Raw genomic sequence first — 12,618 nt, forward strand, 5'->3', positions numbered from 1 at the left:
GGAGATCACACCTTGATCTAATGAGCATTACGCCACTCGCATGGCCGCTAACCGGTACAGATCCAGCGCGCGCCGTTTCTGTTGTTCAGTCGGGCGCTTATCATGGCAGTAAAGCCAGTAGCAGGATTTCAGAATCTCATTGACCTCATCATGCTGTAGCCCGACAGGGGTAGCCAGTGCGGTGAGTTCCAGTATTAAAAAACACAGCTCATGGTGAAACGGTACGATGAAAAAAGCACGATAAGCGTGTTTTAGCGCTTGATTGGCAAGGTTTTGTTGCCGGTATGACTGTGCCTTCTTAACCAGTGCGCCCCCCAATCTCAGCCGTTGGTAAATTTCATCCTGAAAGCCGTTCAGCAGCTCAATCTGACTGAGCATCAGTCCTTCATCTTCTGTCTGACCGCAAATTTTCCGCGCTTTGACCATTGCCGCTTCATACATGTCCGGCATACCACAAAATCCATACATACGTGCCAGATTCAACGCGGTGTAAAAGTCATCTGTCTCTACGCTATCCATGTCAATTTGACTTGCGATGCTGTAGCAATTTTGAATCTCCCCGCGCATGCAGGCGAGTATCGCCAGACCAACCAGAAAGCTGGGGTGATTTTCGAGCCGTTTATCTTCTTTCGCTGCTTTCTGATTTAGCTGAACAAGCGCACTACGGGCTTCATCAATCAGTTGTGTTGTGTGTTTGGCATCACGGGAATAGATGCTGGCCAATAGCAGCGAGATGGCGGCGTTCACTTCCACGCCATAACTGTACTGGCTGGTGTCTGCGACTTTGCGGATGAAACGCTGGTAGCCGGTTGCGGCTTTATTATGGTTCTGCTGGTGGGCATATAAGTTGGCAATGATAAGTTCCCGGATCGGGTTAGCCGGATTGATTTTATGAAGCATCAGAAAATGTTGTAAGGCTTGCGGCAGTTCGTCTTGTCTGATCAAACAGTTAGCCAGCCCCTGGCGGGCTTTGGGGTGGTACGGATGTTTTGCCAGTATTTTATGGAAAATCTCTTGTGCCTGCTTGAGTTTTCCCAAGCCTTGCAGTGCATTACCAAACCCTATCATGGGCCAGATATGTTGTGTTTCCGTACAGGCCTTTAAATACAGGGTTTCAGCTTCCTGATGGCGTTGTAACCGCAACAGACAGTCACCCTGTATGCGTGTGATGTAGCCCTTATACTTGGGGAAGTCCTGGGTTAGTGACGAGGCGAGATGCAGGGCTTGTTCGTACTGTTTTTCATCAATAGCAGTCAGTAATACCTTCAATACCGTTTTTCGCTCCAGTACGTATTCGATTCTCGAAATGAAATCAGAAAAACGAAACGGCTTAATCAGATAATCATCGGGTTCCAGTTCCAGAAAATGGGTCACGACTTTCTGGCTGTTATCGCCGGTCACACAGATAAAGACGCTGCTGGGTGATAACAGATGATTATGTTTGATTTCCTCAAAAATAAGTCCGCCATCAATATGGTGCTGCATGTTGTAATCACAAAGTACCACGTCGAACTGGTTAGTTCGCAGTAACCGAAGCGCTTTCAGGCTGTCTGTGGCGGTCTGAATGTGTGAGTTGGGCACACCGGCATTAGTCAGCATAGAGCGCGTCAGTGCGATAGCCATATGACTATCGTCAATGATTAAAAAAGAGTGGTGGCATAACAACATAGGCCTCGCCTTCCCCGACAGAGGTTACTCACATAAAAGATTAGCTCATTGTTGCATATGTGTTCAGAAAATCACGCTACTTAGTTACCATAACTGCAGAATTAAAATCTGTCTCAGTCGGTTCTTTTCTGGATAATACTGCTGCGTCATGGCATGCCTTCGCTCTAAGAAAAGATCATAAGACCAGATAATCAAGGTCATAAAAGCAAACGCGAATCATCAGGACAGAAACGGAATCCGCTTCTCACTTCGGGGTAAACCGTTAAATCGACAGTCATATCCGTCTTATTCACTGAGATTCCAGTGAGAAAGCAATCCTATCTTGTTGATAAAATGGCCTAATTATTGATGAGATGAGGACGGGTAATGCCGGTAACAGTAAGTGCAGATGGGTTGAGTATTGTCCACCAAGGCTCGGAGGGCGTAGCAAACGCCGATATTCCGGATGTTTGTATGACACAGTGCGGGCCACCCGTTGTGCCGATTCCGTATTCCAATGAAGCCAAATCGGCCGATCTGGTGGAGGGAACGACAACGGTGACCATGGACGGCGGCAACAGTATCGCGATCAAACCCAGCAAATTCTCAACCAGTACCGGCGATGAAGGCGGAGACAAGAAGGGCATAGTCTCTGGTGTGATTCAGGGAGAAGCCGCTTTTGTCACTGCCTCTGCAACCGTCAAAATCGAAGGCGAAGGGGTTGCCCGCTTGTCTGACATGATGACCATGAACAAAGCCAATACCATGTGCCTGTCTGGCGTATCCCAAGCCAGTGTCGAGGTACCGCCAGACGAAGCCGCAACGTTTGATGTCACCCTGAGTTGCCGATACCCAACGGGTGCTCCGTTGGTAAATGCGCCTTTTACGGTCACCGATGAAGGCGGGGCGGAGCTGGGCAGCGGCACTCTGGATGCTTCCGGACAGGCCGTGGTCAGCGGGTTGGAAGAAACCCTGTGTCTCTTCAATATTCAGGAATCTCAGGATCCGTATCAGCCTTACAATAACCTGCCGGGAAATAGCGTCGAAAACCCGTACCCGGATTTATTCAGCTATTGCTCAGCCGTGGCAGGCAATCGCGTGCCGTTCTGGCAGGAACGCAGTGGCGTACGCAACGACTGGGGCGTTTTGCTGTCGGAAACCTTCTCTGATCCGGATTTCGAATCACTGGTGCGGTTTGAAAGCCAGTTCAGCGCCACATATTTCGCCACCGAACATCAGCATAAAGTGTTTGGCGAATGCTTTGTGTCAGCACTGGATTGGATTCAACGCGACGCAGACACAGTCGATCACTACGTACCGCTGATTCACAGCCTGGCGACACTGTGCCATCCGCAGGGGCATATTCTCGATGCCTTGTTCACGCCGGACGAGTTTCTGCCGCCGGCCTTTTTACTGGGTGGTGTGCGCTATCATGGCACAGGCAACAGCATCGAATACATCCGCAATATGGACTGGGACGCTGTCGCTCAGTCGTTCAGTCAATACATCGACAATTTTGTCGGTGTGATAGCCGATTATCTCGCCTTTATTAAACTGCAGGCTGAATACGAGCACCGCACCGTGATAGTAGAAGGGATTGCCCGCTATGAAGACGGCTTGAAAACCCTGAAGCGGCTTCTGCCGGACATTACTGCACAATATTTTTCTTCGTTAAGTGAGAAGTTGGTGCAGCTAATTGAAAACGCAGAAGAAAGTATTGTGACAAACACCCAGGTTTCCGGTTACAGTTCCACAGTCGGCCAGGTGACTGCTGTGGTTTTCACAACAGCAAACACCGGACAGGAAAGCCTGATTCCGTTCCTCGATGTGTATTCAGACTAAGGTGACACGAGCATGAAAACCGCATTTCCCATCTGTCAGGTCGACGGTAGCCAGTTCAACGATGTTTCCGCGCTGAAGGTGCTGCTGAACGGGCAGACCAGCGGCCGTTACATCATCAGCAAAGGCCGTGGCTGGCACGGTGGCATTCACTTCAATAACCGCATTGCATTCTGGGCACAGCACTTCCAGCCGGTTCAGGCCATGGCCGACGGTGAGCTGGTGGCTTATCGCATGGCGGAAGAATACCCGACCACACAGTATCAGGAGACCACTTCCAGTTACAGCAACAACTTCTGCCTGCTGCGCCATACCTTCCAGAACCCGGATAAAGAAGACGAAAGTTATACTTTCTATTCCCTGTACATGCATTTGCAATCGCAGAAAGAAATCCAGGACTCGATTACAGCGGCGGAGAGTGTCAGCGAAATCCACTATATCAGGCTGACACAAACCTGGTATGTCCGTGGCAATGTGACAACCACGGATTTTGAGACCAAAACCTTAATGCCTGTCGGGACTGTTATTCAGTTAACCGATCCGTCCAGAACATCGGTAACGAAAAAGAAAGCTGGAACGAAATTTTGGGATTTCCTGAAATGTAAAGTCGTGCAAGTCGGTAAGTTTGCAGATAACGAAAGGGATAGAGTCAGCAAACAGTCTGCGGCTGATCAAAAACTGGATCAGGAAATTTGGTTATCCGTCAGTAAATACAACGGAGAAACGGCTGAATATTGTTTACCCACATTGGCCGATGTTCTGACCAAACAAATGCCACCATGGCACACCCAAAATGGCCCGGAAAATAATTTGCCCATCGTCGCTGATGGTACCGTCCAGGTGCCTGAACTACCGATGAACATTAAAGCCGGCGAACACCTGGGTTATCTGGGTAAGTACGAGTACCTGAAAAATGCCCAGGGCAATATTGATCAGGAATACCGCGTTCATCTTGAAGTGTTCTCAAATGATCGCCCGCCTGAATATTTCCTTAAAGCTCTGGCTGGTGGACAAGAAGAACATGGTTTTCAGGTGATCGACGGCAGCGGCAGTACCGGTGTAATGGAGCCGGCAAACACCTTCTTTAACGACATTCGCCGCGCAATCGACACAGATAACGACGGCCAGATCTCAGAAAACGAACTGGTTGCCTTCTACCAAGCCGCCACTAACAGACTTGAAAAAGTAATCGCCAAGCACCCGAGTGAGTGGTATTTGAAGGCAGATGATCATTGGTTTAATCAAGTATTGGCAATGAGCCAAAAGTTGACAGAAGCAAGTTTAAGCCGATATTTTGATTCGACTAAAAGTTATATGTCGTCGGAATTTCGTAAAAACTTTGTACAGTCATACGACAGTTTTGCCATCCATGAAAAAGAGCGCATTGATAACACCAGTTGGATGCAGGACATCAACCCTGAAAAACTAGATCTAAAGCCAGAGGTGTGGCATTTTTGGCCGCTGGGTGTCACTTCTTTATTAGATGATGAGATGGATGAAAAGTGGTTTACTGTCACACGTGGACAATTGACATTTGATTCTGAAGGAAATGATACGCCAGGAGACATATTTTTTACTCGTGTGCCTCATGTGCCCAATAATAATGGAGTTGTTATAGATAATTCAGGAATTACCTTAGGGAAAGGATTTGACATTGGAAGCAGAACAGAGGCGGACGTAAAAGATATTTTGGATTCGGTTCAATTGGAATGTAGGAATATTTCAAGTAAATTATATGATTGGCTCGTAGGTGGTGCGGGGAAAAAGAAGCAGGCAGCTTACAATTATTACCTGACATTGGATAGTAAAGTCCCAAAAAGCGAACAGGTTATAACAAGAAAGTTTCAAAATAAATTGTTTTCTACAATTTACTCAGACTATGAGTCTGACGCTGAAAAGATAACAACTAGAAAATCCGTAAGAGACGCTTATATTAGTGGTAATGATTTAAATTGGAATGATTTGTCACAGGTGGTGAGAGAGGTAATTGTGGATTTGATCTATGTGGGTCATTATACTGGCATAAATGATTCAAGAGGAAATTCAAGGGAAAAAATTATTCCGGCCATTTATAAAGATCTTAATGAAGGGGAGTCTGGTTCAAGCTCAGAATTTTATAAGGTGATGGATGATAGTAATTTTTGGGAGACTGATTTTGGAGTCGCTAATGATAGGTTTACGGCAAGAAGGGATTACTTAGAATGAAATTTATATATATGCTTATTTTGATGTTATCAATTGATGTTGTTGCGGATGATGTCAGTAATTATCGATATTATCAGAATTGGCAAACCCGACCAAACGCAAAAGAAAAGGGAAGTATATCTATTAGAAAGGATGACCCTTGTATTACAGTTTATAACAAGAAAAAGCAGAGTCGAAAGCGATATTGTCAGATGGGAGATAGTCAACTGAATTTAGAGAAAAGTTATCCAACGATATACCCTACACGGTTAAGTTTTGATGGTGCTAATCTTTCTTTCCTTGTTGCAGCGCCTTGGGCTGAGCAAAAGTGTAGAGTTCATTTAGGCCGTGAAGAGATTCAATGTGAACCGACGGGAAAGTAACTTTTAGTAAAATTTTTAATATTCTTTGTAATTGTTTTTAGGATGAAATCTAGTACGAACTTATCTCAAATAAAATACTACAAGAGTAATGGGTCATGATGCTCATACGATTGTTAATGATTGGAATGCTGGTAATTTGTTTACCAGCATATGCGCGCTCTCTGCGAGCTTATGTCAGCATGGGCAGGAGAAAATTTTTGAGTGTTAAATGACAAATGGGAAGTTGATCTCAATTTGTAGTCGTGACCAAGAGCTTATGTAACAATATGGTCGCCTTGGTTAGGTTGAGCTGTCATTGATACCAACGATTCATTTCAGTCGTCGTTCTTTTATCGGCTGGAATGAGAGGATACTGTTTTCGTTTCAAATCACAGTTATCAGTATCATGTATTTGGCTTTTACAGTCAGATTCTGGAAAGAGAAGGGAATCAATTTCAAGTGACTGCAACGCATTTCCAATCTGGTATCTATTTTGATAAAACGGACAACCGCTGACCACGATTCGGTGCACGCAGAATTCAATCTGGATGTTACGTGACGATCGTGAAACGGAAGTACTGTTGTCACAATATCGAAACCTTGTACCGACTCAATTCGATTTTGAAACCTGGGTTAATAAAGACCAAGATTTGGATAATGTTATAGATGAGTAAGAAGAAAAGATACCAGAAAACGCGCCATTTAATCTTGTCTATTATTACGTTTTTATCAGCGGGTACTGAGGCTCGAAGTATAACTGAATCATTTAACTATGAATTGATTTGTCATGATTTCCATCGGGGGGAAATGATCGTTGATCCGGTGATTGGAGCATATCACGAATATGAAATGGATGATGGATACAGCGGTAAAATTAACCTGATTGTTTCTGATAGCCAAGTGTTTATTTATAAAAATAATGACCTTGTCTTTAATGATGAATTAACTTCCGATGCTATAGAAATGATAGGGTCATCAAGAATTAAAATATCAAAAACGGATGATGAATATTTTTCTTTTCATCTAGGTCGTACAGATTTGATTTTGATACAGCATTTTATACAAGAAGGTGAAACATTTAGAGATTTCTTTCTTGAGTGCCCAAGCACACCGACGATAGGAAATACAGGAAAATTATTTGAACATATACAAAATCTTAAGCTTAATCAATTACCATAAGAATGCTTAATGGAATTGTGCCAACAGGAGAGTGTATAAAAATTGAAGTCAGGGAAAGTGGTTTTGATTATTTTGATATCAGCAGTGCTTACAGTGATATTTAATCAGAGTCGTGGTTTTAGTCTTCGTTGAATGTTCTGTGTGCCATACGACAAATGGGAAGGTGATCTCAATTTGTGGTCCAAGAGCTCATGTATCAATATGGTCGCCCTGGTCATGTTAAGCTGGCATTTACACCCATGATTCTTTGTACTCAGAGTTCAATCGGGATGGTGCCGGATGATCGTGAAATCGAAACACTACTGTCGCAGTATCGTTATCTGGTACCAGCCGAATTCGATCTTGATGTCTGGGTGAATAAAGACCATGAGGTCGATGAGTAAAGAGAGTAATGAGATGAGTCGAAAGGGTTATCAATGTCGCTGGGTTCTTGCTGGGATTTTGGCTGTTTTTGGCGGTTTTTCTTCTGCTCATGCGGATGATCTTGTCAATCCCGATGACTTGAATGAACTGTATCGTCATTACTTCAAAAAATATGAAACCAAAGATGCGACATTGAACGAAAAATATCGGGCACTTCAAACGATATTGTCTGCAGATGAGTTCACGCAACTGAAAAGCGTTCAGCGTGCCTGGGTTAAATTCAAAGAAGACTTGTGTGATCATCATCCTTACTTTGGTGATGACTTTGCTGTGTCCGAGCTGGATCCATCCGCAAAATCAGTCATCTACCTTTGCGCGGCGGAAGTCACTGAAGCACGATTATTAGAGCTGGCATATATCACCTCTCAGGAGACGGAACTGGCTTACACCCTTTATGCATCCAAAAACAAAACGCCGCAGGCATCACCAGCGGATCAGAATGCATTGTGGCAAGCCTATGCAGACAAAAACTGTCAATTCTTGAGCACCTATCTGAAAGAAAACCGAATCGATTGCATGGAAAGACAGCGATTTTATTATTCAGCTTTGCAGCTTTAATTATGGGTCTGAAACCGTGACGATCATGATGTTGAAGAATGCAATGGCTTGAAATGGAAACTGACTGATGAAAAGTACCACCCATATTATTTTTATGTTGTGCGCATTATTGTTCGCCAACCACCTCTATGCTTCCGACAGTCAGCCTTGTTCAGAGGCATCGAAATCAATTCTATTACTTGACTTGTCTCATCAAGGCTTCGCCGATAAAAAGTTTGACGCGATTGCTTGCAAAATATTGCCTCACAATCAAGATAAAATGCTCGCGTCGTATCTGAAGAATATGACGAAAGACGGTCACAGTGATCGATATTTATGGCGTGTATTGGTGATTGATCAATCATCCGGAAAAATCGAATCCAGCTATCGGGATGAAGTTCAAGAAGATGGTGGTATTCGAGTGAGTCCATATAGTATCAAGCTGGATACTGCCAGATATCACTTAAATGAAACAACACGAGCATTGGGAGTCCGGTTAATGATCGGCACTGCGCCCCGGTGTGCTGATTCTTCCATGACTAATTTTCTCTCGCTGTTTGTAGAAAAAGATTCAGAGCTGACGCCTGTCCTTTTGAATCTTCCCACGAATCTTTGGCAACGACTTGAAGGGGATCACTGTACGACGAACGATGATCTTCTGATAACAACACAGAGCTATGTGTTCCTTTCTTTTCTCAAGAATCAAACCCAGGGTTATCGGGACATTCGAATCACAACAAAGGTCGAAAAGTCGACTGATTACCCATTCAAGAAGATCCATGAATCTGACGTCACGAAAACTGACCAAACGCTTCGTTTTGATGGGCAATTTTATCAAGTGACAGAAGTACAGCCAAATGATTCGCAATTACTGAAAGATGTCTATGAGAATCTGGATATCACCACATTCAGAAGTTCTTTGATGCCTAAACGCATAGCGAAAGAAAATCGTTTTCCAGAGTTTAAAACCATTCCCAGGCCTGTCTATTCAGAAAAGATGATCGTTTTGGACAGTGAATACTGGTATTACGCTTTAACCCTCACTAAAGAGAACCATTTAGGCTATCACTTTTGTTTTGTGGATAAGTCGAAACTGGGTACTTATTTTTCGAAGCGTTCTTTATTGCTGAGAAAGTACGGGAATCGCTATGTCGCATTGAATTTTGAGATAGATGCGTGTGAATTATGAGTCAGTCAACCAGAAGGAAAATTTTGATGAAATTAGGCAGTAGAAGCGGTTTGGTATTTTCAGCAATGCTGCTGTTTTCTCATGTCGCTCAAGCCAGCAGTAGTGACAATCTGTTTGAGTTTGAATTGAGCTGTGAGGATTTGCACAGAGGCGAATATATTACCAACGAGTACGGGACCTATCCAGTCTATGAGATGGAAGATGGTTATAGTGGGAAAGTGGAATTAATTGTCTCCGGTGAGGATGTCTCGATTTACAGAAATGATGCATTGGCCGTCGAAAAGAAGGTGACTTCCGAATCAGTCACCATGGATCCCTTAGGTTTTCTGAAAATAGCAACTGCAGAATATAACTACTATACATTCAGCTTTATCGATGATGAGGCGCTTTTGGTGAATCACGTGTTTACAGAAGGTGATACCGTGAAGGATGCATTTCTGGAGTGCGAGTATGTGCCGGATATCAAGCGGGTGACTGCGCTCTACCAGCATATTCAATCTTTGAAGGTAAATGAATCATGAAACGATTGAAATTGATCGTGCCGGTTGCCCTCTTTTTCTTAGTGTGGGGTGGTTCGGCACAGGCCGCGCAAACCCAGTTATGCAGTAATGCCATGATGTCGGTATTGAAGTCTGATGCCCGCAATCAGAATGATTCTGAATGGAATGAGGATAATTTCAGCTCGGTTGCGTGTAAGCGCTTACCGGGAGAGCCAGACATCATGTTAGGGTCATATTTTCAGCGCAATTTTATGGTTCCGCTTGATGACTCATCTCAGTATCTCTGGCGCGTTGTCTTGGTTGATACAACTACGCATAAGGTGGTTTCTGCTTATACCGGTTCAGTTGGTGATGAAGGAGGGATCCGAATTGATAATGATCAGATCTGGCTGGATACCGCACGTTATTACCTGAACGATGGGACCAGAGCCTTCGGGGTCCGCTTAGATATTGGCCATGCTTCCCGGTATGCAGAGGGTGGCGCGTCTGGCTATATGACGCTCTTTGTGCGCGAGCAAGGAAAGTTACAGCCTGTGCTGAAAAGTTTACCGATGAATTACTGGACGAATCAGGAAGGCCATTTTTCAGTGACCGATGAGCCAGTCCCGATTCATCAGGCCAAAGTCTATATTAATATCGGAAATAAAATCTCCCATGGATACCGTGATTTAAAACTGACGACCAAAGTTAAAGATAAGATGAGCGATCAATATTTTTCAGATATTTATGAAAAAGCCTGGAGTTTTGAACAGACGCTGAAATTTGACGGACAGGCCTATCAGGGGTTTAAAGCATGGCCGTGATTTGCGGGACAGAAGGCACACAGGGTTGTCTGTTGCCAGTCTTGTTTGATGCTTGTGAATTCGGGGACGAGGGATGATGTTACGTATCTCCTGGCTGGGCATTGTGTTGTTATCAGGACCGGCGGCAGCCCTTGACGTACACACAGAGAACCGCCGCGACAATGGCGAACCCTATTGTGCGATACAGCTCAGTTCACAGGGACAAGTGCTTGAAACGCAATTATGGGGAGCCTGGTGTGGAAGCGTTCAATCTGAAGCGGTGTATCGTGACAGTGATCAACTGCAAAAGCTAACTGTGGTGCATGACCGGGGCAAGCATTCAACCCGCTATTACATCAATACGGCAGGTCCGCTTGTCATTGCTGCACAAGTGTTTTTAACCCGGGATCAATCCCTGCCAGATATCCAAATTCTTGAGCAGCAGGTCTGGCAACCTCTGACTGTGGAGCTGGACCGGATTCGTTCCTCAGAGGATGTGAATCTTTTATCCACCCTGTATCACTTGCCTCTGGATGTCAGCCGCTTTTCTCCGGCCCAACTCTTTGACGAGCAAAATTTTTCTTTATTGCATTGATTGAGGAAACCTTTAAGTGTCTACATGCTTAGGTCGCTTATACCTGTATACCCAACGACCTGAAGTTGCTTGGGATTAGCTTTCTGGCCGATGTGTCCAGATCTGCTTTTCGGCGCAAGTCGTCATGGTGAATTAGGTCGGATATCTTATGAAAATCATTCGCTTGATGTTGCTGGTCTGTTTATGGCCGGGTTTGCTTTATGCTGCTGGGCCAGACAAAGTCGCCTCAATTAACAGGGCACTGTGGCCGGAGATCATTGATTCGCAGATGACTTTTGACCGTGCTTCTGCCGCAGAAATACTGCAGTTTGTCCATGTTATGGCGAAAGTACCGCTGGCAAGCGCAGAGGACATCTCTCGTTTTACCGGTGTGAAGCAGGTGAGTGTTGACTCTGTTGTGACATGGCGTAGCAAAACGCAGCAGCGAATGCTGGAAGGGTATCGTTTTGCTTCTCACAATCAGTCTGTGAAGCATTGGGACGATCTGGTCAGGATCGCGCGCGAACGCCTGCCTGCTTTTGACAGTAAATGGCGTGAATCCAGTGAGCAGTTTTACCACTATTATTTGTTTGAGCAGGTACGTTTAGCGGCGCTGTTTCCCCGGATAAGCAGTGAGATTCTGACTTTTAACGACACTGAGGTAACGGGTGAACGTTTTGACGACGGCGAGTTTCTGCTGACCTACGATGACGGCCCGCATCCCACTCGTACCCATACACTGATTAATCAGCTGAATTACAGAGGCATCCAGGCGTACTTTTTTGTGCTGGGTAGTAAGCTGGTTCCGGCTGAACATAAGAACTGGTATCAGTCTCAGTGCCTTGGCTCCCACGGATGGCGACACCATGCGCATAAGGCGCTGGATAAATCGAAAGACTCCATTACCAGCACGGATCAGGCAATGGCGCAATTTGCTTCCCTGCCTTCAGACACCGCTTTCCGCCCGCCTTATGGTATGCGAAGCCTGGCGCTGTCACAGTGGTTACAACGTCAGGGCAAACCTGTTTATCTGTGGACTATTGATAGCCAGGACTGGAATGCCCGTCTGTCATCCCGGCAGGTTGCGGATCGTGTCATGACATTAATGTTGCTATGGCGCAAGGGGATAGTGCTTTTCCATGACATTCACCCTCACGCGACGGTTGTTTTGAATGATCTTGATGACATGGTGCATCAGGCCGGGCTGAAGTGGCGGTCATGTTCATAAACAGCGAAAGACGTTGGTCTCAGTGCCAGCGTTTTTTTCGATCTTCATAACTGATTTCTAATGGCCTGCTTTGTATTTGCGGGCCAGTGGTCGTTTTTATTCTTAATCGCAGCATTTTATATTCAGGTCGGGATAGAATAATGCGCATAGTGAACATAAAAGCAATATTTTACG

General features: G+C 45.0%; 12 protein-coding genes. 11 read left to right on the forward strand and 1 reads right to left on the reverse strand.

Annotation, left to right across the window (positions count from 1 at the left end; genetic code table 11):
- Positions 1-27: 27 nt before the first annotated feature.
- Positions 28-1,668 carry a tetratricopeptide repeat-containing response regulator gene (locus KCG43_RS12320; protein ID WP_218385231.1) on the reverse strand — a complete coding sequence of 547 codons (1,641 nt, stop codon included), beginning with the start codon at positions 1,666-1,668 and terminating at the stop codon, positions 28-30.
- A 366-nt stretch (positions 1,669-2,034) separates the two neighbouring features.
- On the opposite strand from KCG43_RS12320, the gene KCG43_RS12325 reads away from it, so the two are divergent.
- The 11 genes from KCG43_RS12325 (at position 2,035) to KCG43_RS12375 (ending at position 12,444) form a co-directional block, all read left to right on the forward strand.
- On the forward strand, positions 2,035-3,489 hold the full coding sequence (locus tag KCG43_RS12325; RefSeq protein ID WP_218385233.1) for a DUF4150 domain-containing protein: 1,455 nt from the start codon (positions 2,035-2,037) through the stop codon (positions 3,487-3,489).
- Between the two features lie 12 nt (positions 3,490-3,501).
- A complete protein-coding gene (locus KCG43_RS12330) occupies positions 3,502-5,691 on the forward strand; it encodes a pesticin C-terminus-like muramidase (protein ID WP_218385234.1) in 2,190 nt (729 codons plus the stop codon).
- Complete coding sequence (locus tag KCG43_RS12335) at positions 5,688-6,053, forward strand: hypothetical protein (protein WP_218385235.1); 366 nt, start codon at positions 5,688-5,690, stop codon at positions 6,051-6,053. The genes KCG43_RS12330 and KCG43_RS12335 overlap by 4 nt, the downstream gene beginning before the upstream one ends.
- A gap of 645 nt (positions 6,054-6,698) precedes the next feature.
- Positions 6,699-7,211 carry a hypothetical protein gene (locus tag KCG43_RS12340; RefSeq protein ID WP_218385236.1) on the forward strand — a complete coding sequence of 171 codons (513 nt, stop codon included), beginning with the start codon at positions 6,699-6,701 and terminating at the stop codon, positions 7,209-7,211.
- A gap of 191 nt (positions 7,212-7,402) precedes the next feature.
- Positions 7,403-7,594: a hypothetical protein gene (locus KCG43_RS12345; RefSeq protein WP_192016385.1), complete on the forward strand. Its 192-nt coding sequence runs from the start codon at positions 7,403-7,405 to the stop codon at positions 7,592-7,594.
- Positions 7,587-8,192 (forward strand): lysozyme inhibitor LprI family protein, encoded by a 606-nt coding sequence (locus KCG43_RS12350; protein ID WP_218385237.1) that lies wholly within the window; start codon positions 7,587-7,589, stop codon positions 8,190-8,192. Before KCG43_RS12345 ends, KCG43_RS12350 begins: the two co-directional genes overlap by 8 nt.
- Before the next feature lie 67 nt (positions 8,193-8,259).
- Positions 8,260-9,360, forward strand: a complete 1,101-nt coding sequence (locus KCG43_RS21425) for a hypothetical protein (RefSeq protein ID WP_255558022.1) — start codon at positions 8,260-8,262, stop codon at positions 9,358-9,360.
- Positions 9,361-9,386: 26 nt separating this feature from the next.
- On the forward strand, positions 9,387-9,881 hold the full coding sequence (locus KCG43_RS12360; RefSeq protein WP_218385238.1) for a hypothetical protein: 495 nt from the start codon (positions 9,387-9,389) through the stop codon (positions 9,879-9,881).
- Positions 9,878-10,663 carry a hypothetical protein gene (locus KCG43_RS12365; RefSeq protein WP_218385239.1) on the forward strand — a complete coding sequence of 262 codons (786 nt, stop codon included), beginning with the start codon at positions 9,878-9,880 and terminating at the stop codon, positions 10,661-10,663. Before KCG43_RS12360 ends, KCG43_RS12365 begins: the two co-directional genes overlap by 4 nt.
- A gap of 73 nt (positions 10,664-10,736) precedes the next feature.
- The gene (locus tag KCG43_RS12370) at positions 10,737-11,237 is read left to right on the forward strand and encodes a hypothetical protein (RefSeq protein WP_218385241.1); all 501 of its coding nucleotides are present in this window, start codon (positions 10,737-10,739) and stop codon (positions 11,235-11,237) included.
- Positions 11,238-11,385: 148 nt separating this feature from the next.
- The gene (locus KCG43_RS12375) at positions 11,386-12,444 is read left to right on the forward strand and encodes a polysaccharide deacetylase family protein (RefSeq protein ID WP_218385243.1); all 1,059 of its coding nucleotides are present in this window, start codon (positions 11,386-11,388) and stop codon (positions 12,442-12,444) included.
- Positions 12,445-12,618: the final 174 nt, after the last annotated feature.

It is taken from the genome of Photobacterium sp. WH24 (genome assembly GCF_019204055.1).
In the GTDB taxonomy this organism is placed as follows: Bacteria; Pseudomonadota; Gammaproteobacteria; order Enterobacterales; family Vibrionaceae; genus Photobacterium; species Photobacterium arenosum.

What these genes read in the sequence shown, in the direction of transcription:
- KCG43_RS12370 (WP_218385241.1), top strand. Translation starts at nt 10,737, where the DNA reads ATGATGTTACGTATCTCCTGGCTGGGCATTGTGTTGTTATCAGGACCG.
- KCG43_RS12330 (WP_218385234.1), top strand. Translation starts at nt 3,502, where the DNA reads ATGAAAACCGCATTTCCCATCTGTCAGGTCGACGGTAGCCAGTTCAAC.
- KCG43_RS12340 (WP_218385236.1), top strand. Translation starts at nt 6,699, where the DNA reads ATGAGTAAGAAGAAAAGATACCAGAAAACGCGCCATTTAATCTTGTCT.
- KCG43_RS12335 (WP_218385235.1), top strand. Translation starts at nt 5,688, where the DNA reads ATGAAATTTATATATATGCTTATTTTGATGTTATCAATTGATGTTGTT.
- KCG43_RS12350 (WP_218385237.1), top strand. Translation starts at nt 7,587, where the DNA reads ATGAGTAAAGAGAGTAATGAGATGAGTCGAAAGGGTTATCAATGTCGC.
- KCG43_RS12320 (WP_218385231.1), bottom strand. Translation starts at nt 1,668, where the DNA reads ATGTTGTTATGCCACCACTCTTTTTTAATCATTGACGATAGTCATATG.
- KCG43_RS12375 (WP_218385243.1), top strand. Translation starts at nt 11,386, where the DNA reads ATGAAAATCATTCGCTTGATGTTGCTGGTCTGTTTATGGCCGGGTTTG.
- KCG43_RS12325 (WP_218385233.1), top strand. Translation starts at nt 2,035, where the DNA reads ATGCCGGTAACAGTAAGTGCAGATGGGTTGAGTATTGTCCACCAAGGC.
- KCG43_RS21425 (WP_255558022.1), top strand. Translation starts at nt 8,260, where the DNA reads ATGAAAAGTACCACCCATATTATTTTTATGTTGTGCGCATTATTGTTC.
- KCG43_RS12365 (WP_218385239.1), top strand. Translation starts at nt 9,878, where the DNA reads ATGAAACGATTGAAATTGATCGTGCCGGTTGCCCTCTTTTTCTTAGTG.
- KCG43_RS12360 (WP_218385238.1), top strand. Translation starts at nt 9,387, where the DNA reads ATGAAATTAGGCAGTAGAAGCGGTTTGGTATTTTCAGCAATGCTGCTG.
- KCG43_RS12345 (WP_192016385.1), top strand. Translation starts at nt 7,403, where the DNA reads ATGTATCAATATGGTCGCCCTGGTCATGTTAAGCTGGCATTTACACCC.